The 18,573-nt window shown below is 72.4% G+C and carries 21 protein-coding genes and 2 pseudogenes; 14 read left to right on the top strand and 9 right to left on the bottom strand.

From position 1 onward, the window contains the following. Window positions 1-10: 10 nt before the first annotated feature. The 8 genes from AB0I91_RS18760 (at window position 11) to AB0I91_RS18725 (ending at window position 8,071) form a co-directional block, all read left to right on the top strand. Complete coding sequence (locus AB0I91_RS18760; RefSeq protein ID WP_499637747.1) at window positions 11-1,411, top strand: class I adenylate-forming enzyme family protein; 1,401 nt, start codon at window positions 11-13, stop codon at window positions 1,409-1,411. Then, the gene (locus AB0I91_RS18755) at window positions 1,408-2,085 is read left to right on the top strand and encodes a methyltransferase (protein ID WP_499637744.1); all 678 of its coding nucleotides are present in this window, start codon (window positions 1,408-1,410) and stop codon (window positions 2,083-2,085) included. The genes AB0I91_RS18760 and AB0I91_RS18755 overlap by 4 nt, the downstream gene beginning before the upstream one ends. After that, a complete protein-coding gene (locus tag AB0I91_RS18750) occupies window positions 2,082-2,843 on the top strand; it encodes a ketosynthase (RefSeq protein WP_499637741.1) in 762 nt (253 codons plus the stop codon). Before AB0I91_RS18755 ends, AB0I91_RS18750 begins: the two co-directional genes overlap by 4 nt. After that, window positions 2,840-4,378, top strand: a complete 1,539-nt coding sequence (locus tag AB0I91_RS18745) for an amino acid adenylation domain-containing protein (protein ID WP_499637738.1) — start codon at window positions 2,840-2,842, stop codon at window positions 4,376-4,378. The genes AB0I91_RS18750 and AB0I91_RS18745 overlap by 4 nt, the downstream gene beginning before the upstream one ends. A gap of 43 nt (window positions 4,379-4,421) precedes the next feature. Further along, on the top strand, window positions 4,422-5,681 hold the full coding sequence (locus AB0I91_RS18740; RefSeq protein WP_498783684.1) for an MFS transporter: 1,260 nt from the start codon (window positions 4,422-4,424) through the stop codon (window positions 5,679-5,681). A 456-nt stretch (window positions 5,682-6,137) separates the two neighbouring features. Continuing rightward, the gene (locus AB0I91_RS18735) at window positions 6,138-6,341 is read left to right on the top strand and encodes a hypothetical protein (RefSeq protein WP_498783682.1); all 204 of its coding nucleotides are present in this window, start codon (window positions 6,138-6,140) and stop codon (window positions 6,339-6,341) included. A gap of 235 nt (window positions 6,342-6,576) precedes the next feature. Further along, window positions 6,577-7,710, top strand: a complete 1,134-nt coding sequence (locus AB0I91_RS18730) for a lycopene cyclase family protein (RefSeq protein WP_499637734.1) — start codon at window positions 6,577-6,579, stop codon at window positions 7,708-7,710. Window positions 7,711-7,795: 85 nt separating this feature from the next. Beyond that, the gene (locus tag AB0I91_RS18725; RefSeq protein ID WP_498783678.1) at window positions 7,796-8,071 is read left to right on the top strand and encodes a hypothetical protein; all 276 of its coding nucleotides are present in this window, start codon (window positions 7,796-7,798) and stop codon (window positions 8,069-8,071) included. Here AB0I91_RS18725 and AB0I91_RS18720 read toward each other — a convergent pair. Then, a pseudogene (locus AB0I91_RS18720) lies at window positions 8,022-8,327 on the bottom strand (universal stress protein); the annotation flags it as partial. The gene AB0I91_RS18725 and the pseudogene AB0I91_RS18720 overlap by 50 nt on opposite strands. Before the next feature lie 167 nt (window positions 8,328-8,494). On the opposite strand from AB0I91_RS18720, the gene AB0I91_RS18715 reads away from it, so the two are divergent. After that, window positions 8,495-9,823 (top strand): MgtC/SapB family protein, encoded by a 1,329-nt coding sequence (locus AB0I91_RS18715; RefSeq protein WP_499637731.1) that lies wholly within the window; start codon window positions 8,495-8,497, stop codon window positions 9,821-9,823. A gap of 504 nt (window positions 9,824-10,327) precedes the next feature. After that, entirely contained in the window at window positions 10,328-10,927 is a 600-nt protein-coding gene (locus AB0I91_RS18710; RefSeq protein ID WP_498785586.1) for a CBS domain-containing protein, read from the top strand. A 311-nt stretch (window positions 10,928-11,238) separates the two neighbouring features. On the opposite strand, the gene AB0I91_RS18705 is transcribed toward AB0I91_RS18710, so the two are convergent. Both AB0I91_RS18705 and AB0I91_RS18700 read right to left on the bottom strand, forming a co-directional pair. Next, window positions 11,239-11,397, bottom strand: coding sequence for a hypothetical protein (locus AB0I91_RS18705; RefSeq protein ID WP_499637728.1), 159 nt, complete (start codon window positions 11,395-11,397; stop codon window positions 11,239-11,241). Next, window positions 11,394-12,002 (bottom strand): hypothetical protein, encoded by a 609-nt coding sequence (locus AB0I91_RS18700; protein ID WP_498785582.1) that lies wholly within the window; start codon window positions 12,000-12,002, stop codon window positions 11,394-11,396. The genes AB0I91_RS18705 and AB0I91_RS18700 overlap by 4 nt, the downstream gene beginning before the upstream one ends. A gap of 190 nt (window positions 12,003-12,192) precedes the next feature. Between AB0I91_RS18700 and AB0I91_RS18695 the strand changes: the two genes are divergently transcribed. From AB0I91_RS18695 to AB0I91_RS18680, 4 genes and pseudogenes are all read left to right on the top strand, one after another. Beyond that, window positions 12,193-13,071: a universal stress protein gene (locus AB0I91_RS18695; RefSeq protein ID WP_499637724.1), complete on the top strand. Its 879-nt coding sequence runs from the start codon at window positions 12,193-12,195 to the stop codon at window positions 13,069-13,071. Continuing rightward, window positions 13,068-13,301: a DUF1918 domain-containing protein gene (locus AB0I91_RS18690; protein ID WP_498785578.1), complete on the top strand. Its 234-nt coding sequence runs from the start codon at window positions 13,068-13,070 to the stop codon at window positions 13,299-13,301. Before AB0I91_RS18695 ends, AB0I91_RS18690 begins: the two co-directional genes overlap by 4 nt. Beyond that, the gene (locus tag AB0I91_RS18685) at window positions 13,298-15,577 is read left to right on the top strand and encodes a heavy metal translocating P-type ATPase (protein ID WP_498785576.1); all 2,280 of its coding nucleotides are present in this window, start codon (window positions 13,298-13,300) and stop codon (window positions 15,575-15,577) included. Before AB0I91_RS18690 ends, AB0I91_RS18685 begins: the two co-directional genes overlap by 4 nt. Next, window positions 15,574-15,840, top strand: a pseudogene (locus AB0I91_RS18680) (Hsp20/alpha crystallin family protein); the annotation flags it as partial. The gene AB0I91_RS18685 and the pseudogene AB0I91_RS18680, both read left to right, overlap by 4 nt. Before the next feature lie 249 nt (window positions 15,841-16,089). Here the strand turns inward: AB0I91_RS18680 and AB0I91_RS18675 are convergent. From AB0I91_RS18675 to AB0I91_RS18650, 6 genes are all read right to left on the bottom strand, one after another. Next, window positions 16,090-16,389, bottom strand: a complete 300-nt coding sequence (locus AB0I91_RS18675; protein WP_498785596.1) for a DUF5655 domain-containing protein — start codon at window positions 16,387-16,389, stop codon at window positions 16,090-16,092. A 56-nt stretch (window positions 16,390-16,445) separates the two neighbouring features. After that, the gene (locus tag AB0I91_RS18670) at window positions 16,446-16,829 is read right to left on the bottom strand and encodes a hypothetical protein (RefSeq protein ID WP_499637720.1); all 384 of its coding nucleotides are present in this window, start codon (window positions 16,827-16,829) and stop codon (window positions 16,446-16,448) included. A 97-nt stretch (window positions 16,830-16,926) separates the two neighbouring features. Next, on the bottom strand, window positions 16,927-17,295 hold the full coding sequence (locus AB0I91_RS18665) for a DUF4342 domain-containing protein (RefSeq protein ID WP_499637716.1): 369 nt from the start codon (window positions 17,293-17,295) through the stop codon (window positions 16,927-16,929). Then, a complete protein-coding gene (locus tag AB0I91_RS18660) occupies window positions 17,183-17,452 on the bottom strand; it encodes a DUF1876 domain-containing protein (RefSeq protein WP_498785570.1) in 270 nt (89 codons plus the stop codon). The genes AB0I91_RS18665 and AB0I91_RS18660 overlap by 113 nt, the downstream gene beginning before the upstream one ends. Before the next feature lie 384 nt (window positions 17,453-17,836). Further along, the gene (locus tag AB0I91_RS18655) at window positions 17,837-18,277 is read right to left on the bottom strand and encodes a hypothetical protein (protein ID WP_499637713.1); all 441 of its coding nucleotides are present in this window, start codon (window positions 18,275-18,277) and stop codon (window positions 17,837-17,839) included. Then, a partial coding sequence (locus AB0I91_RS18650) for a cupredoxin domain-containing protein (RefSeq protein WP_499637710.1) occupies window positions 18,274-18,573 on the bottom strand: 300 nt, incomplete at its 5' end. The genes AB0I91_RS18655 and AB0I91_RS18650, both read right to left, overlap by 4 nt.

Below are 18,573 nucleotides of genomic sequence, written 5' to 3'. Positions count from 1 at the left end.
GCAGACGCCGATGACATCCACGCCGCAGTGGTGGGGCGCGAACCTGCTGGAGAACGCCGACCCCGCCGCCGTGTTCGCCCGCATCGAGGGCGCCGTGACCCACGGCGAGCTGGCGGCCCGGGTGAGCGACCACGGCCGCCGCTTCGCCTCCGAGGGCATCGGCGCCGGCCGGTCGGTGGCCCTGTACCTGCCGCCGAGCTTCACGCTGATCGAGGTGCTGCTGGCGCTCTGGTCGCGCGGGGCGACGGTCGTCCTCATCGACTCACGGCACACCGCCTCGGAGTTGAGCCGGCTGCTGGAGCTGAGCCGCCCGCAGACCCTGGTGACGGCCCCGGCCGAGGTGATCGACTCGGCGCCGCCGGAGGAGTGCCGGGTCGACGTCCTGGAGCTCCCGGGCGGCCGGCCCGCGACCGGTGAGCACTGCCTCATCCAGTTCAGCTCCGGGTCGACCGGCACCCCGAAGATGATCGGCCGGTCGAGCGGGTCGATCCTCGACGAGCTGGACAGGTACGCGGCGCTGCCCGGCATGCCGACGGCCGGGGAGAGGGTCCTGGTCCTCAACTCGCCCGTCCACACGATGGGCCTGATCGGCGGAATCCTGCACGCCCTCAACGTGGGAGCCGAGACGGTGCTGCCCAGCGCGCGCGGCCTGGGGACGCTGCTGCGCGGGCCGCGGGCCGCGGGCATCCACGCGATCCTGGGCGTGCCGATGCACTTCGACGTGATCTCCAGGACCAGTGCCCTGCACCTGCCCGCGCTGCGGCTCGCCGTGTCGGCCGGCGAGCTGATGAAGCAGGAGTTGTGGTCGCGGTTCCACGAGCGCCTCGGGATTCCCATCAGCCCGGTGTACGGCACCACCGAGACCGGGATCATCACGGCCGACCTCGTCACGCCCTGCCCGCCCCCGTCCGTCGGGAAGGTCCTGCAGGCGGGCCGGGTCAAGGTCGAGGACGACGAGGTCCACGTGCACGTCGGTGAGTCCCCGTACCTGGGCCCCGGCACGGAGGACCGCGTCCGGGACGGCTGGCTGCGCACCTTCGACCGGGGAGCCTTCGCCGCCGACGGACGCCTGGAGTTGCACGGTCGCGCCGACTCGCTGGTGGTGGTCGGCGGCCTGAAGGTCGACCTGCGCGAGGTGGAGGTGCTGGTGAACCGTCATCCGGACGTCTCCGACGCCGTGGTGGTCCACGACTCGTCGATCAAGGCGTACGTCACGGCCCGGGAGGGCGGCGTCCAGGCCGCCGATCTCATCGCCTGGTGCCGCGAGCACCTGTCCGGCTTCAAGATCCCGAACGTCTTCGTCCTCTGCGACACCCTGCCCCGCACGGTCTCCGGAAAGGTGGTGCGGGACCCGGACGCCCTGCGGCACCATGCGGACGCGCACCGCTTCACGACGGAGGCTTCGCGGTGAACCTCGATCTGGCTACGCGCCTGGCCCGGCGACCGGCGGAGCGCACCGGGCCCATCGTCTGCTCGCTGCTGGGACGGGAATGGGACGTGCTCGACGGCGTCCACTGCCCGACCGACGACTTCTCCACGGCCTGGTTCACCTTCCGCCTCCCGTACGGCCCGGGCCCGTTCCTGGAGATGGGCTGTGGTGCGGGCGTCACCGCGGTCACCGCGGCTCTCAAGGGCAGCTCGCACGTGACGGCCGTCGACGTCAACGCCTCGGCCGTGCGCAACACCGAGCTGAACGCCCGCCGCCACGGCGTGGCCGACACCGTGCACACCGTCCACAGCGACCTGTTCGCCGAGGCGCCGGCCGGCGAGTTCGACATCATCTTCTGGAATTCGTCCTTCGTCGACGCGCCGGCGCCCGAGGGCGTGACGGAGGACCTCGCGCGGATCGTGTTCGACCCCGGCTACCTGATCCACCGGCGTTACCTCCGCGAGGCCCGGGACTTCCTGTCTCCGCGCGGACGCCTGCTGCTCGGCTTCGGCAGCCTGGGGAACCAGTACCTGCTCGGGCGCATCGCCGACGAGGCCGGGCTGCGCACGGAGGTCCTCGACACGGTGACCGTTCCCGGACCGGCCCGGCTCGAGTACTCGCTCCTCGAGTTCGTCCGGGCGAGGAGCGCCGCGTGACCGCCGATCCCGTCTTCACCGTGAAGGGCCTGAGCTGCCGGGCACCGTGGGGAGAACAGGCCGGCGGGCTTCCCGGCGCGGCGCCCGCATCGCTGCCCTCCATCCCCGGCTTCGGCCACTCCCGGTTCGGCCCGCTCGTCGTCGCCGTCGCCGGCGACTGCCTCGACCGCGCGCCCGGCGGGGCCGCGGGTGGCGAGGCGACGGCGCTCGTCCTTGTCGGCGGCCACGGTGACACCGAGACCTTGGACGGCGCGTCGCGCCGGTTGGCCGCCGACCGGCGCGTCGGTCCCTTGCTGTTCTTCCAGTCGGCGCCGACCGCGGCGCTCGGGCACCTCTGCCGTGTTCACGGCTTCTTCGGGCCCATGGCCTGCGTCTCGGCCCTCGGACCGGACCTCCTCCCGCGTGCCTTCTCCGTCGCCGACACCTTGTTGGGGCTGGAGGGGATCCGGGACGTGCTACTGGTAGGCGCCGAGTCCGCACCCAACGCCCGGGTCACGCGGTTGGAGCTGGACGCGCCGGCGGTGCACGCCAAGGCACCCGCCTCGGAGGCGGCCTTCGCACTGCTGCTCGCCCGACCGGTCGCCGGCGACGGAGGGCTGCGCCTTCGCGTCGACGGCCACGGCCCGGTGGAGGCCACCGGGGACCTCGGCTGGCTGGACGGTGCCATGCGGCTCTGCCAACGGGGGACGGACCTGCTGCGGCTCGGGATGGGCACCGCCACCTCGTCGGCCGGCACGTTGTCCTGGACGGAGTCATGATGCTTTACGACTGGTTCGCCGCCTCCGTCGCGCGCCACGGCACGCGGCCGGCCCTCGAGGTCGGCGGCGTACGCCTCGACTACCGGCAGCTCGCGGACATGGCGGAGTCCCTCGCGGCGCGCATCGTGCGCGAGTCGGACACCGTACCCGCGCGGATCGGTCTGCTGGCCGAGCGCAGCGTGCCCGCCTACGTGGGCTACCTCGCCATCCAGCGGCTGGGCAGATCCGTCGTCCCGCTCAACCCGGCCTTCCCGGAGGCGAGGACCCGGCACATGGTGGCGGCGTCGGGCGCCGGCCTCGTCCTGGCCGACCCCCGGTCGACCGTCCCGAGTCTCGACGGGATCCGCACGCTGACGCCAGACCCGGCACCGGACCCGGCGGAGCTGCCCCCGGTGCCGCCGCTGGCCGACGCGCCCGAGTCGGAGGCATACCTGCTGTTCACCTCCGGTTCGACCGGCACGCCCAAGGGGGTGCCGATCCGGCATCGCCACGTCTCCGCCTTCCTGGAAGCGGTCCGGGGCAGGTACGGCCTCGTTCCCGGCTCCCGCTGCTCGCAGACCTTCGACCTCACCTTCGACCTGTCGGTGTTCGACCTGTTCGCGGTCTGGTCCGCGGGCGCCACCGTGGTCGTGGCGAGCCGCAACGACCTGCTGCGGCCAGTGCGGTTCGTCGTCGACAACGCCCTCACCCACTGGTTCTCGGTGCCGTCGGCGATCAGCCGGGCGCAGGCAGGCGGACGGCTGACGCCGGACAGCATGCCGTCGCTGCGGCACAGCCTGTTCTGCGGCGAGCAGCTCACCTGGCAGCAGGCCCGGGCCTGGAAGGCGGCCGCCCCCGCGAGCACGCTGACCAACCTGTACGGGCCGACGGAACTCACGATCAGCTGCAGCGACTTCGTCGTGCCCCCGGATCCCGCCGACTGGCCGTCCTCACCTCACGGCGTCGTGCCCATCGGTCTGCCCTACCGGGGGCTCGACCACGCGATCCTCGACGGATCCGGCCGCCCGGCCGCGGAGGGCGAGCTGTGCGTCCGGGGGCCGCAGCGCTTCTCCGGCTACCTGGACCCGATGGCCAACACCGGCCGGTTCCACCCCGAGGCCGAGGCGGGGGACCCGGTGGTCGCGCCGGACCGCTGGTACCGAACCGGGGACCGGGTGACCCTGCGCGACGGCACGCTGAACTTCCTCGGGCGGACCGACCAGCAGGTCAAGATCAACGGGTACCGGGTGGAGCTGGGCGAGGTCGAGGCGGCGCTGCGTGCCCTCGCGGGCGTGGCGGACGCCGTCGCCGTGGTGTGCCACGACACGGCCGACGCGCTCGGGCTCTACGCGGTCTGCGTGGCACCGGACCGCGATCCAACCGACGTCCGCGCCGAACTGGCCCGCGATCTGCCGCCGTACATGGTGCCCCGGCGGGTCCTGGTCGTCGCAGAGCTTCCTCGCAACACCAACGGCAAGGTGGACCGCCGAGCCGCGTCGGCCCTTGTCAGCACCGAAATTGCCTCGACAGTGCTCCAACGACCAGCCACTGGATGAACGTCCAGCAACCACTCATCTCGACGACGGGGAGTCTCGTTCAATGCTCGGCCAATACCGACGGCTGTTCTCCGCGGAAGGCAGTGTGGCCTTCACGCTCACCGGAATCCTCGCCCGTCTGCCCATGGGAATGTTCGGTATCAGCGTCGTGCTCCTCGTGGCTGATACCCGCGGCTCCTACGCCGTGGCCGGGGGCGTGTCGGCGGTAGGTCTCGTCGGCGTCGCCATCTGCGCGCCGATCGTCGGGCGGCTGGTCGACCGGTACGGGCAAGCCCGGGTCGCCGTCCCGGCCACCGTGATCTCGGTGGTCGCGTGCACCGGCACGGTCCTGTGCGCCGTGTACGGCGCACCGGTCTGGACGCTCCACGTCACGTACTTCCTCTCCGCCGGCGTCCCGTTCGTGGGTACCATGGCCCGTGCCCGCTGGGTGCGCATCTACCAGGGGCAGCCGGACATGCTGCACGCGGCCAACTCCTTCGAGCGGACCGTCGACGAGATCGTCTTCATCTCCGGTCCGGCCGTGGCCGCACTGCTGTGCGGTGCGATCGGCCCCGCCGCCGGGCTGACCGCGGCCAACGCGTTGCTCTTGGTGGGCACCCTGCTCTTCGCCGCCCAGCGCAAGACGGAGCCCGCACCGCTGAAGTCCGACGAAGGCGAGCCGCGCCGCCGGCTGCGCGTGCCCGGGATCAGCGCCGCGGTCTCCCTGTTCCCCGTCCTCGGGTTGTCCGCGGGCGCCATGGAGGTCACCACGGTCGCGTATGTCGCCCTGCAGGGTTCCCGGTCGTTCTCCGGCGTGTTCCTGGCCCTCATCGGTCTCGGCTCGACCCTGTCCGGTTTGTACTTCGGCACGCGCAAGCTCAAGGGCGACACGCGCCGACGCACCCTCGCGCTCTCGGCCATCCTCTGCGTCTGCCTGCTGCCCGTCCCCCTGGTCATCGGTGGCAACCTGCTGCTGTTCGGGGTGTGGACGTTCATCGTTGGTGCGGCGTTGGCGCCGACGATGATCACGAGCATGGGGCTGCTGCAGGAGTTGACGCCGGAGGAGCGGATGAACGAGGGCATGGCTCTCGCGGACGCCGGCGTGGTGGTCGGCATGGCCGGCGGCGCGGCGGTCGGCGGACTGCTCGTCACCCACTACGGAGGCACGTCCGGCTTCCTGATCCCGACCGCCGCCGGTGTGCTCGCGCTGCTGATCGCGGGGGCCGGTGTCCGGTGGTGGAAAGCCGGCGAGCCGGCGCCGGTGCTCGAGCCCGCGGAGTCGCCGGGTGCCGAGCTGACCAAGCTCTCAGAAGGGAAACCGTGACGACCACGACCGGTGTCGGCCGGCGGTGGCCGCTGGGCCACCGCCGCCACGTCGGCGACTGAACCCCGGGCACCGGGCCGACGGTGACCGCCGCGAGGTCGGCGCTGGAGCCTGTCCGCGAAGCGGGTGGTGCTCATTTGCTCTGATTTGCGCAGCACCTGCTCGTCGGGTGCACGGCGGCCGGTACGCCACCGGGACGGGCCGCGGCACGCCATTGGTCGATCATCGCGTTGAGCGTCTCCCGCGCGTCCGGCGAGGGGCGCGGCGCTCGGGGGCCAGCCCGGAGTCCAGCCCCAGGGCGAGCGTGCGCGAGGCTTCACGCAGCCGCCGCTCGTCCTGCGGCAGGGGCCCGCCGTACAGGGCGCAGACGGCTCGCAGCGCCAAGGGTTCGGCCACGTCGGTTAGCCTGCTGGTCGGTGACCTGGCCGGATGGCTGGACACCAAGAGTCAGGTCCGGTGGCGCGGCACCGAGACCCGCTCGCCGGCCGCCGTGGTCGACGCGTCGGCAAGGCTGTGACCGTGCTCGGCGTGCCGCAGCGCGCCACCTGGGAACGCCTGCCGGGCGTGACCGACACCGACGTGCAGCGCTGGGCCGAGATGCCGGTGACCTCGGACGGTCACGGACTGCCGGCCGACGTCCTCGCCCGCGCTACAGGGTGATCCAGCTCAAGCCGATGCGTTGCCATCACGTCGCACGACGTCCGGCGAATCGGCCAACTCACTACTCTGGCGACACCTGGTAGCCGTCGAAAGCGCCACCCTCACACCAGAAGGGGTCGGAGTCGGAGCCGGAGTGGGTGACTGCACCGCCCCCAACACGCACTGTTCCGGTGAGATCGTCTCCGCCGCTGCGGGGCCGGCTGCGACCGGCACGTCCGACGGTCACGATGGGACGGTGAGCGATCCTCTCGTCATCGCCGGGGGCGGTATGAGCGGCCTGACCCTGGCCGCTTACCTGGCGCCCGCACCGGTGGTTGTCTTCGACGACGGGCACAGACCCGTCGAGGCGATGTCGTGGGCCTCTTGGAGCGACCGGCCCGGCCTGCTCGACGCCGCGGTGTCCCGGCGGTTCGACCGGATCCGCGTGCACGTCGCCGGACGGACGCGGGTGCTCGGCCTCGGCCGCTACCGGTACAGGGTGGTGCGCGGTGCCGATCTCGTGCGGGTGGTCCGGGGGATCGCCCCGGCCTGCCGGTTCCACCGGGGCCACGTGGACCGGGTCGAGGACGGGCGGCTCGTCGTGGACGGCACGCCGATGGCGGCGGCCTGGGTGTTCGACAGCGTGCTGGGTGTTGACGCGACGGTTGACGCCAGGCTCACGTTCCGCGGCTGGCACGTCCGGGTCGAACGACCGGTGTTCGACCCGGACGTGCCGACCCTGTTCGACTTCCGCACTCCGCAGCTCGGCGGTGCGAGCTTCGTCTACGTGCTGCCCGTCGACGCGCACCGGGCCCTGGTCGAGCACACGTCGTTCGTCGCACCGGACGCCACCGTGCCGCGCCAGGACGACGCGCTGGCTGAGTACCTGGACCTCCTGGGCGCCGACGACTACGCGGTCGAGCGCCTGGAAGCCGCGACCTTGCCGCTCTCCGCGCGCGCCACACCCCGGCGGCACGGCGACGTGCTGACCATCGGCGCCAAGGGTGGCCTGCTCAAAGCCTCGACCGGCTACGCCTACCAGCGCGTTCAACGCGACAGCGCGGCCATCGCCCGGTCGCTGCGCCGGCACGGCCACCCGTTCGACCTGCCCGAGCCGCCGAGGCGGTTCCGGCTCTACGACGGCACTCTGCTCGACGTCATCACCGGGCGGCCCGCCGAACTGGAACGGGCGTTCGCCGCCGTCTTCCTGCACACCACCGCCGAACCCGGGCTGCGGTTCCTGGACGAGCGCACGTCCCTCGCGCAGGAGATGCGGCTGTTCGCCGCCATGCCGAAGGCCACCTACCTGGCGGCCGTGCGCCGACGGCTCGGCGCTCCGGCGCCGCGAGGCGCGGCAGCGCTCGACAGGTGTCCTGACGACGAAGCGTGAGGTCCGGCGTGTTCGTCCAGCCGATGGCCGAGGGCGGGCGGGAACTGCTCGTCGGCGTGGTGACCGACCCCGGTTCGGGCCGCTCGTGGTGACCGGTCCGGGTGGTGTGGACACCGACCTGCTCGACGACCGGGCCGTCGCGCTCGCACCGCTGACCGAAGCGGACGTGGACGACATGCCGCAGGGGTTCCGCGCCGCACCGAAGGTGTTCCGGGAGCACGGCGAAGCGGCCGTGCGCGAGGTGCTGCCGCGCCCGACACCATGCCCGCCGCCGCGCCGGGGCCGCGTGTGCCGACCACGAGCAGGTCCGCGTTCCCGGCACCCTCGGCGAGGGCGTCGGAGGCCCCGTGGGTCGTGGTGACCTCCACGACCGGCGGGGCTGCCGGCACGTCGGCGCGGGCCTCCTCGACGATCGCGTGCAACTCCTGCCCGGGGTGCCGCCGGCGCGGCACCTCGGCGTAGGGGTGAACACCCATCGACGGCGCGGGTACGACCGAAGGCTGACGTCGCCAGGCCATCGTGGCCTCGACGGTCGTGCCGGTGCGCGTCGCCTCGTCCAGTGCCCAGCGCAGTGCCTTGCGGCTCGCGGGCGATCCGTCCACTCCGACCAGGATCATGACTTCAGCGTGTGCCCACCACGTTCGTGTCGGCAGGGACCCAGGTCGCCAGGTGCGCGGGTCCATGCGCCCTGGCGGGGCGGTGGTCTCCGGTGGACGCTAGTCGCCATGACCGCCACCGACGCCCGCGGTCCGAGCGTGCCGATCTTCGACCTGGGGACCGACCGGTGGACCTGTCGCCGGTAGCGGGCCTGGGCACGGCCCTCGCGATCGGTCTGCTGCTCGGGCTGGAACGCGAACACGCCACCGCCGGGGAGCGGTTCAGACCCGCCGGGTCCCGTACCTTCCCGCTGATCGCCCTGGCCGGCGCCCTCGGGCAGGCGCTGTCACCCGCCGTGGCAGCGGTCGGATTCGCGGCGGTCGCACTCGTGGTTCTCGTCTGGTACCGGGAAGCCCTGCGGTCCGAACGAGCCGACGTCGGCGCGACCACCGGGGTCACCGCGCTCACGGCGTACCTGCTGGGAGCGCCGGCCTGGAAGTGGCCCCAGCTCGCGGCCATCGCGGGCGTCGTGGTCGCGGTGCTGCTGGCGGCGAAACGTCCCCTGCACCGGTTCGCGACCGACCTGGTCACCGACCGTGACGTCACCGACGCGATGACGCTGTTCGTGGTGGCCTTCGTGGTGCTTCCCCTGCTGCCCGACCGGCCGTTGGGGCCGTACGGCGCGCTCAACCCCGCCAGGGTGTGGACACTGGTGCTCGCGGTGACGTTGATCGGCTGGGCGGGGTACCTCGCGGCGCGTGTACTGGGGCGCCGGTGGGGCCTGTTGGTGGTCGGTCTGGCGGGCGGATTCGTGTCGGGTTCGGCGACCACCGCGGTCCTCGCGCGACGGGCGCGCGACGGGATGCCCGCGCTCCCCGCCGCGATGGCTGTCAACGCGGCCACGCTCGTGCAGCTCCTGGCGGTGACCGCCGTGGTGAGCCCGACGGTGGCCCTGCGCCTGGTTCCCGCCGTGTGCGCGGGCGTTGTGGTGGTGTCGGCGGAGGTCGCGTGGTCGACGTGGCGTGCGCGCCCCGAACCCGCATCCGCTGTCGACCCCGTCGTGAGCAGGCCGATGTCACTGCGATCGGCGCTGGCGCTCACTGTGGTCCTTGTCGTGCTGCTGGTGGTCACCAAGGCGGCGGCCGACTGGCTGGGCGGTGGCGGGGCGGTCGCCGCGGCCGCGCTGGGAGGTCTCGCCGACGCGCACGCGGCGTCGGTCGCGGCGGCTTCCCTGGCCCCGAACGCGATCCCGGTGGACACCGCGGTGCTGGCGTGCGGAGCGGCGTTGGCGACGAACACGGGCGTGAAGCTGGTCCTGGCGCTGGCGGTCGGCGGCCCTCGCTTCGCCGGCGCGTTCGCCGTGCGGCTCCTGTCCGTGGCCGGCTGCGGTTGTACTGGGCATGGCGTGGTAGCGCGGTGTGCAGGTCGTCACGGGGCCGCCTACCCCGACCGCCGCGTCACCCGGGCGATCAGCGGGCGCGGTCGAGCATCGGCCCGCGTTCCGCGGACCCGATGACCGCGCGTGCGGCGGGGACGGCGTCGGGATTGACGGAGATCGACGTGATGCCGAGCCGCACGAGGTGTTCGGCGAACTCGTGAGGGTCCGGGCGACCGGTCCGCCCGGCCACTGGACGGTGTCGATGTCGTCGTCCGCGCCGGTGGGCCGGTCGGTCGGGAACAGCAGGTCGACCTCCATCTCGCCCTCGGGGTCGAACGGGTCGGGGTAGGCGGCCTGCGGCCCGGTCGCGACGGCACCCGATCGTGTGGTGTGGACGAACAGCTGGTCGGATCCCCGGCTGATGGTGCGGGACAGGTCCGCCGCGCGGGTGCGGCGGCGTTCACGCGCCGCCGTGAACGGCGCCGCCTCGGTGAGCGTCACTTCGTAGGTCATGAGTCGAGGTTCACCCCGCAGGCGGCTCCGGTGCGGTGGCCAACATCGCTGCGGACAGGGACCTTCGACCCCGTGTCGGAGGTCCGGTGGCACTGGGGTGGCTCTCGGCGGACGCGGACCGTGGAGGGCATGAAGGCCGAGGACCTGATGACCGAGCGCGTCATCACCGTGCACCCCGACCGGGCGGCGAAGGAAGCGGCACGGCTGCTGGCCGAGCACACCTTCTCGACGCTGCCCGTGGTGGACGACGACGGCCGCCTGGTGGGCGTGGTGACCGAGGCCGACCTGCTGCGGCACCGCATCCTGCCGGACCCGGGCACCTACGTGCACGGCCTGGCACAGCAACCGACGGCGGCCACCGTCGGTGAGGTCATGTCGATCAGGGTGGTCAAAACGGGACCGGGCACCCACGTCGCCGAGCTGTCCAAGGCGATGCTGGACCGGCACGTCCACACCGTCCCCGTCGTGGACGGCGACCGGCTCGTCGGCGTGGTCAGCAGGCGGGACCTGTTGCGCAGCATCGCCCGCGACGACGAGCTCATCGCCAAGGACGTCCGCCACCACCTGTCACTCCTGGGCGACACTCCGTGGCAGATCACCGTCGTCGACGGCGTGGTCACCCTCCTGGGTGACGGTGCGAACGAGGCCGAACGGCACGCCGCCACCGTGGTCGCGGGCGCGATCGCGGGCGTGGTGCGTGTGGAGATGCCGACGGAGGAGCTGGCGTGAAGGCGTTGCGCCTGGAGAGCTGGAAGTCCGATCCGGTGCTGGTGGACGTGCCCTAGCCCGAGCCGGGACCGGGTGAGGTGGTGGTGCGCGTCGGTGGTGCCGGCGCGTGCCACTCGCACCCTGCAACTGATGCGTGAGTTCGACACCGGCCAGTTGCCGTGGGGACCGCCGTTCGCCCTCGGCCACGAGAACGCCGGTTGGGTCACTCGCCCGGAACCGGGGTGACCGGTCGGGAGGTCGGCCAGGCGGTCGCGGTCCACGGCCCGTGGGGCTGTGGCGCCTACGCGCGGGTGCCTGCTCGGCGTCGACACCTACTGCGAGAACCCCGCCGCGGCGCCCGTGCCCGGTGGCGGCGGGGTCTGAGGTTGGACGGCGGCACGCCGGGGCCGGACATCGACGTCCGACCTGTGGACGGCGGTGAGCTTGCCGTACACCTTGGTCAACTGTCGGATGTGGACGACGGGTGTCATCGCGACCACGCACCTTCGGCCGAGGTCTTCACCGCGTGCAGCACGGCGCGCTCCAGCACGCCCATGAACGGACCTGCCAGCCTCCAGTAGCGGCGGAACCGCACCCACGCGGTCGGGTCGTCCGTGGACACCCGCATCTCGTAGGTCAGCAGCGAACGGCGTTCGCCGTAGGGCAGCACGGTGAGGGCGCACGCGACCTTGCCGTAGCCGGGCTCGGCGAAATCGGTGAAGGCCCGCGCCTCGATCTCGCGCAGCTCGATGACGGGTCGCCAGAACTTGCCCACCGCGCCGAAGACGATCTCGGAACCGGGTCGCTCACCCAGCAGCACCCAGTCGGTGCCCGCGGTCAGGTCGCCGATCGTCAGCCGGGTGGGGTGGCGCGGCACGGCGTGCTTGCGGTCGCGGATGCGGCGAGGCAGTCGGCGCACCCACTTGGCCGCGTCGAGCACCGGCTGGTGCACATCGGACAGGTCCAGTTCGCGCAGAACCTGGTACACGGTCGGCGGGTCGGCGTCCACGAGCACGTGCGCGGTGCGGGTGAAGTCCGCACGCGACAGGAACCGGTCGATCAGCAACGGCGCGGGAGCGTGGTCGGACGACGTCATGGCGGTAACACCTCCTGGGCGCGGAAGCACCTCGTGCGTCCACGGTCGCCCGGTCGCCCGTCGTCCGACAGGGACCGCGGCAGGGTCTTCCCGCGTCGGAAGGCCCTGCCCGGGTGAGACCTTCGACCGCGTTCCGCAACTCGGGGGCTGCCTAGCGTGGGAGAGAGGCCTGCGACCGTGGAGGTGCGAGATGGCCGGACCGGTGGTGGTGGGTGTGGACGGTTCGTCCGCCGCGCTCACCGCGGTGAAGTGGGCGGCCGACGAATCGGTGCGCCGACACGTCGGCTTGCGCTTGGTGCACGGCTACCTCCCCCCGATCCACGGGTACCCGGAGTTGGTGCTCGCCGAGAATGAAGTGCGCCGTGTCTTCCAGCTACGTGCCGAGCAGTGTCTGGAGGAAGCCGCGGCAGCGGCACGGGCCACGGTGCCGGACGTCCACGTCGAGTGGGAGGCCGTCGGCGCCGGCCCGTCGGAGGCGTTGATCGACCAGTCACGGCGGGCCTCGCTGCTGGTCGTCGGTTCGGAAGGGCGCGGTGGTGTCGCCGGTCTGCTGGTCGGCTCCGTGGCGGTCGCGTTGGTCGCACACGGCCGGTGTCCGGTGGTGGTCGTCCGGCACGCCGAGGCGCTGAACGGGCCGGTCGTCGTGGGGGTCGACGGTTCGCCGGTCAGCGAACGTGCCATCGCTTTCGCGTTCGAGGAGGCATCGCTCCGGGCGGCACCGCTGACCGCGGTGATCGCCTGTGACGACTTCGTGTACGACACCCCGGAAGGCTCGCTGCGGCTGGTGTCGGACTGGGACGCGGTCCAGGCGGAGCAGCGCCGGGCGCTGGCGGAGCGGCTGGCCGGGTGGCAGGAGAAGCACCCCGATGTCACCGTCGAGCGCGAGGTGGTGCGAAGTCGTCCGACGCGGGCCTTGCTGGACGCGGGGCGGGGAGCCCAACTGCTCGTCGTGGGCAGCCACGGGCGCGGTGGGTTCACCGGGATGCTGCTCGGTTCCACCAGCCAGGCCCTGATCCACCACGCGCCCTGCCCGCTGGCGGTGGTGCGCAGGACGGAGGCGGAGCGGTGAAGGCCGAGGTCGGGGACTGGGTCGTGGTCGAAGGCGTCACGCTGGGCGTGCCCACCCGGCGCGGGCAGGTGGTGGAGTTGCACCACCCGGACGGTTCACCGCCCTACGTCGTGCACTGGCTCGACACCGACAAGCAGACGCTGGTGTTCCCCGGACCGGATGCCCATGTCGTGACCGCCGAGGAGGAGGCACGGCGTGTCGCCGCGGCAACACAGGCGATCGCGCCGTGAGGAGCCGGTTCGAGTCCGCCTTCCTCGTCGTGGTCGCGGCGCTGCTCGGCGCGGGCGGTGTGTTGTGGTGGCTGGACTGGTCTGCGGCGGCGCCGGTGTGGGGTGCGGCCACGGCGGTGGCCGCGGTGCCCGCGCTGGTGTGGGCCGCCGCCGACCTGCGCGCCGGGCGGTTCGGCGCCGATCTGCTCGCCGTGCTCGCCCTCGTCGGCACGCTGGTCGTCGGCGAGTACCTGGCGGGCGCGGTGGTGGCCGTCATGCTCGGAACCGGGCGTGCGCTGGACGCCTACGCCCAACGGCGTGCCCGCCGCGACCTGAACGCGCTGCTCGAACGCGCGCCCCGACAGGCCAGGCTCCGGACGGACGAGGGCGTGCGGGTCGTACCCGTCGAGGAGGTACGACCCGACGACGACGTGGTGGTCGGACCGGGCGAGATCGTGCCGGTCGACGCGTCGCTGCTCGGCGACGCGGTGTTCGACGAGTCGGCGTTGACCGGTGAACCGGTGCCGGTGGAGCGCGCAAGGGGTGAACGGGTCCGCAGCGGCGTGGTCGTCGCCGGGGGCTCGGTGGACCTGCGGGCAGTGGCCACAGCGGAGGACAGCACCTACGCGGGTGTGCTGAGGCTGGCCGAGCAGGCAGCGGTGGGCAGTGCCGAGGTGGTCCGCGTCGCCGACCGGGTCGCGACGGTGTTCCTCCCGGTCGCGCTGGCAGTGGCGGCCATCGCGGCGCTCGTGGCGCAGGACCTGACCAGGGCGGTGGCCGTGCTCGTGACCGCCACCCCGTGCCCGCTGCTGCTCGCCGTGCCCGTGGCGATCACCGCGGGCATGTCGCGTGCCGCCCGGTCCGGTGTCGTGGTCCGCGACGGCCGGGCGCTGGAATCACTCGGGCACGCGCGCACGGTGCTGCTGGACAAGACGGGCACCGTGACCGAAGGTCACCCGGTCGTGGTCGAGGTGGTCCCCGCTCCCGGCTGGGACTCCCAGCGGGTGCTCGACGCGGCGGCCGCGGTGGAGCAGCTGTCCACCCACGTCCTGGCCGACGCGGTCGTGGTGGCCGCATCCGCAGCCGGCCGTCATCCGGTCGCGGCGGAGCGGGTCGAGGAACGCGCCGGCTGGGGTGTGCGCGGTGAGGTCGGCGGCGCGGAGGTCTTCGTCGGCAAGGTCGCGGAGCTGCCCGGATGGGCGCGTGCCGTGGCGAGCCGGGCCGCCCTGGACGCCGCCACCGTGACCTGGGTGACCGTCGACGGTGACGTGGTGGGCGGCCTGCTGGTGCGCGACCGCATCCGCCGGGATGCCGCCCGCACGGTGCGCAGGCTGCGGGCCGCGGGCCTGGGCAGGGTCGTCATGCTCACCGGTGACCGGCCCGACGTGGCGCAGGACGTGGCGGGGCTGCTCGGCTTCGACGACGTGGTCGCGAACTGCTCGCCCGCCGACAAGGTGGCTCGGGTCCGGTCCGAGCCGGGCGTGGTCGTGATGGTCGGCGACGGCATCAACGACGCGCCGGCGGTCGCCGCCGCCGACGTCGGCGTGGCACTGGGCAGCCGCAGTTCGACAGCAGCGGCGCAAGCCGCTGACGCGGTCATCCTCGACGACCGCATCGACCGCCTCGCCGACGCGGTCGAGATCGCGGCCCGCGCCCGTCGGATCGCCACCCAGAGCGCCGTCACCGGCATGGGGCTCGCCCTGGTGGCCATGGCGTTCGCCGCGGTCGGCCTGCTCCCGCCCGTGCTGGGCGCGGTCACGCAGGAAGCCATCGACGCCGCCGTGATCCTCAACGCCCTGCGGGTATTGCTCCCGTCCCACCGGCTGCGCGTGCGGCCGTCGACCGAGGCACTGCTACGACGGTTCGACGCCGAGCACGACGACCTGCGCACCGTGCTGCACGCCGTCCGCTCTGCCGGGGACGACCTGCGAGCCGGGACGACACCGGCGGCTCTGGGATCCGCCCGTCACGCCTACGACCTCGTCACACGGGTGCTGCTGCCGCACGAGCGCGCGGAGGAGCACGAGCTGTACCCGGCGCTGTCCGCCGAGTTCGGCGGCCCCGACAGCACCGCACCGATGAGCCGTGGCCACGCCGAGATCGAACGCCTGACCAGACGCGTCGGCAGGCACCTGGCCGTACCGGGCGGTCCCGGGCCGGACCAGGTCGAGGACCTGCGCGCGACGCTGTACGGCCTGCACGCCGTGCTGCGCCTGCACTTCGCCCAGGAGGAAGAGAACTACTTCGTCCTGGCCGAGCACACCCGAGCAGCCGGAAGTCGAGGAGAAAAGGGATGACGACCATCGTGAAGAGGCCCGCGGACCGGGCCATGTCGGAGGTGTTCGACGCGCTGGAGAGCGCGTGGCCGTTCGGAACGAGGCACGAGTTCCACGTCGAGGACTTCGTCGAGGAGGGCGGGTACGTGCTCCGCGCGGAGCTGCCCGGCCTCGACGCCGAGTCCGACATCGAGGTGAGCCGCACCGGCGAACTCCTGACCATCACCGCGAAGCGGGAACAGGAGACCCACGAGCGGCACCGCACGGAGTTCCGCTACGGGGCGTTCAGCCGGACCGGCTCGGCCCGACTCCACTCACCGCGGCAGCCCGGCCGGTTCACGGGTCACGACCTCGATGTCGTCGGCCCGACCATCCCGGCGACGCGGTCGTCACTCAGCACGAGCACCACGTCCGGACCTGGGCCAGCGCTGCGGGTGTGTGCCCCAAGCGCCGGCTCGTCCGGCGACGGGACGGGGATGTCTACGAGCACGCGACAGGGTTCGCGTTTCGAGGCAGGTCGAGAGCCCGGAAGCTCAACCGGCGAGATCGGCGGCCTCGCGCAGCCAAGCCGTCACCTCGTCGTCCAGTTCGTCGAGGTCGTGGACCTCCAGGTGGTGCGTCCAGTGCGCCCGGGCCGGGTGCGCGACTTCCTTGAAGCGCGCGGACGGGTCGCGGTGGTCCAGCGCGATGGACAGGACGACGTCGGCGTTCGGCTTGGCGAGGTACTGCCCTGGAATCCACAGGTACGCGAAGCCGCGCTTGCGTCGGAACGCCACCTGGCTGCGGGAAACCCGCACTTCGACGTCACCGAACCCGGCTACGGTTGAGCGCACCCGCTCGAACACCTCGGCTGCGAACGGGTGACCCGCGAAGAACGCCGCAGGCGTCGTCACGAGTCCACGTCCGGTGCGCCCAGTGCGTGCGGCAGCTTCACGAGTTGGACGACAAGGGCGATCGACACGGCGACGACGACCACCGTCAGCGCTGCCCGCGTAATGGTCGTCCACGGGATCTCGGAGTCGTCGAATCGGAACGGCCACCCGGACCGGATCCACACCAGCGCGGCCAGCGCCGCCACGGTGGTCAGCACGTCGCCCGGCAGGATCAGCCGGCGTCGGAGGAGGAGCAGGCAGGCAGTGTTGACCACCACGCCGACAGCCAGGCCGATATCAACCCACACCACCACGTCGAAAGCCTCCTCGGTGAGGAACGGGTCGGCACGCCACCCCGGCGACACGTTGATCAGGACCAGCAGGGCCACGTTGACCAGCACACCGATCAGGTAGCCGGCACTCCCGGCCGACGTGACGGCCGGTCGCGTCGATGCGCTCGGCAGGTCAGACCTCCATCGCACCCGGTGTCGCTGTCTCCTACCGTCGATCGCCCGAGTCCGGGCCGGGGACGGAGTCCGCGGGCCCCGCAGGACGAGCGTCCCGTCCCTGGTCGAACCGCAGCCTCCGCCCCTTGGGCGGCACCGCACGCCCCGGTCGATCGGCTGGGCCTGCCGTCACGGGGATCTCCATCACGGTGTGGCCCTTGTCGGTCTTGATGACCAGGTGCCGGGTGTTGCCCTCGTCGAGCAGTTCCTCCACCTTCTCGACGAGCGCTTCTCCGCGCAGGCGAGCGTCAACCGGGCAGGTGGACCGGCTTGTGGGTGATGCCCTCGATGTCGGCCGTCGCGGCGTCGAGGAGCTTGTGGGCCAGGTTGGACAGCGCCCTCGCGGTGGCCAGCTCGTCACCGATCTCCGGGACGTCGGTGTCGGCCGGGTTCAGCCTCGCGGTGCCGACACCGACCAGGTGGGTGTCGTCCCGTGTGCGCAGGCGGGCCTTGGCCCTGGTCTTCTCGTCGTGCTCGTCGATGGTGATGTCGACGCGCCACTCCTTGGTCGTGTTCATCGGGTTCTCCAGTTGGTCGGGATACCTCGTGCTCAGCCGTCACCGGGGTCGACGTGGTGCTCGATTGTCGAGTGCGGTGGTCATGGTGGGCCTCTCTCGATGGTGCTTCGAGCCTGCTCTTCGACCGCGCGACGGCACAGGGACCTTCGACTCCCACGGGTAGGGAATCCGCCGGCGTTCTCGCCGATCAGGATGGGAACGCCACAGAGGTCGGCAACGGCTTCGTCACCGGTGGCGACGGCGAGCTTCCGCATGCGTCCAGGGAAGCGCGGTCCCACGGGCGGCGACGCCTGCGGACGTCCTCATGGGGCCGGGACCTCCGTCCCCAAGGCGGCGGCTGCCGGACCGCTACGTCGCCTGCGCTGCCCTCGGGATACGGCCAGTTCATCGCTCGACCAGGACGGTCGCCAGCAATACGACGCCGAGCGAGCCGGTGAGCGCGGCGGTGGACATCGCGCGGGCGAGTTGGGGCCGGCCTCGGCTCTGAGCGATGCCGTGGAGGGAAGCGGCCACCATCACCAGTGCGAACAGCACGAGTTTGGCGACCAGGACCCGGCCGTAGCCGGGCTCGGTCAGCGACTGCCAGGTCACACCACGATGCCAGGCCAACAGCCAACCGCCGGCGATCTGCGCCGGCACGAACCCAGCCGTGGTGATCACGGCGAACCGCCGTCCCACGGCCTTGAGCACGCTCGCCCGCTCGGTCAGCCCGAGCAGCCGCCGCACCGGTGGCAGCACGATCAGTAGGACGGTCAACTGGCCGCCGACCCACAGCGCCGCGCCGGTCACGTGCACGAAGCGCACCACGGTCCAGATGTCGATCACGGGACGACCTCCACGAAGCCGTGGGCGCCATGTTCGGCGTGGCGCATGTCGTGGTCGACGAACGGGTAGCGACCGCGCTCGGGGAACGTGAGTTCGGCGAACCCGCCCTGGGCGGGTGCGAGGTCCAGCGCCTGCGCGCCACCACTGGTGCCGGGGCGCAGCGTCCAGGCGCCTTCCTTGTAGGCGGCGTCGAACTGGCCGCCGACGACGTGGAAGCTGAGCAGGTCACCGGGCCCGGCGTTGACCACCCAGAACCGGACCCGCTCACCGACCCCGGCGGTGAGGGGCGCGTGGTC

The organism is Actinosynnema sp. NPDC049800, from assembly GCF_040656635.1.
Classification (GTDB): domain Bacteria; phylum Actinomycetota; class Actinomycetes; order Mycobacteriales; family Pseudonocardiaceae; genus Actinosynnema.
Note: the sequence above shows the minus strand (reverse complement) of the source record. Positions and strands in the feature narration are given on the sequence as shown.

Excerpts from the sequence above, each read along its gene's own strand:
- AB0I91_RS18740 (WP_498783684.1), top strand. The coding sequence starts at position 4,422 with ATGCTCGGCCAATACCGACGGCTGTTCTCCGCGGAAGGCAGTGTGGCC.
- AB0I91_RS18695 (WP_499637724.1), top strand. The coding sequence starts at position 12,193 with ATGGCCGGACCGGTGGTGGTGGGTGTGGACGGTTCGTCCGCCGCGCTC.
- AB0I91_RS18710 (WP_498785586.1), top strand. The coding sequence starts at position 10,328 with ATGAAGGCCGAGGACCTGATGACCGAGCGCGTCATCACCGTGCACCCC.
- AB0I91_RS18705 (WP_499637728.1), bottom strand. The coding sequence starts at position 11,397 with ATGACACCCGTCGTCCACATCCGACAGTTGACCAAGGTGTACGGCAAG.
- AB0I91_RS18700 (WP_498785582.1), bottom strand. The coding sequence starts at position 12,002 with ATGACGTCGTCCGACCACGCTCCCGCGCCGTTGCTGATCGACCGGTTC.
- AB0I91_RS18660 (WP_498785570.1), bottom strand. The coding sequence starts at position 17,452 with ATGAACACGACCAAGGAGTGGCGCGTCGACATCACCATCGACGAGCAC.
- AB0I91_RS18760 (WP_499637747.1), top strand. The coding sequence starts at position 11 with ATGACATCCACGCCGCAGTGGTGGGGCGCGAACCTGCTGGAGAACGCC.
- AB0I91_RS18745 (WP_499637738.1), top strand. The coding sequence starts at position 2,840 with ATGATGCTTTACGACTGGTTCGCCGCCTCCGTCGCGCGCCACGGCACG.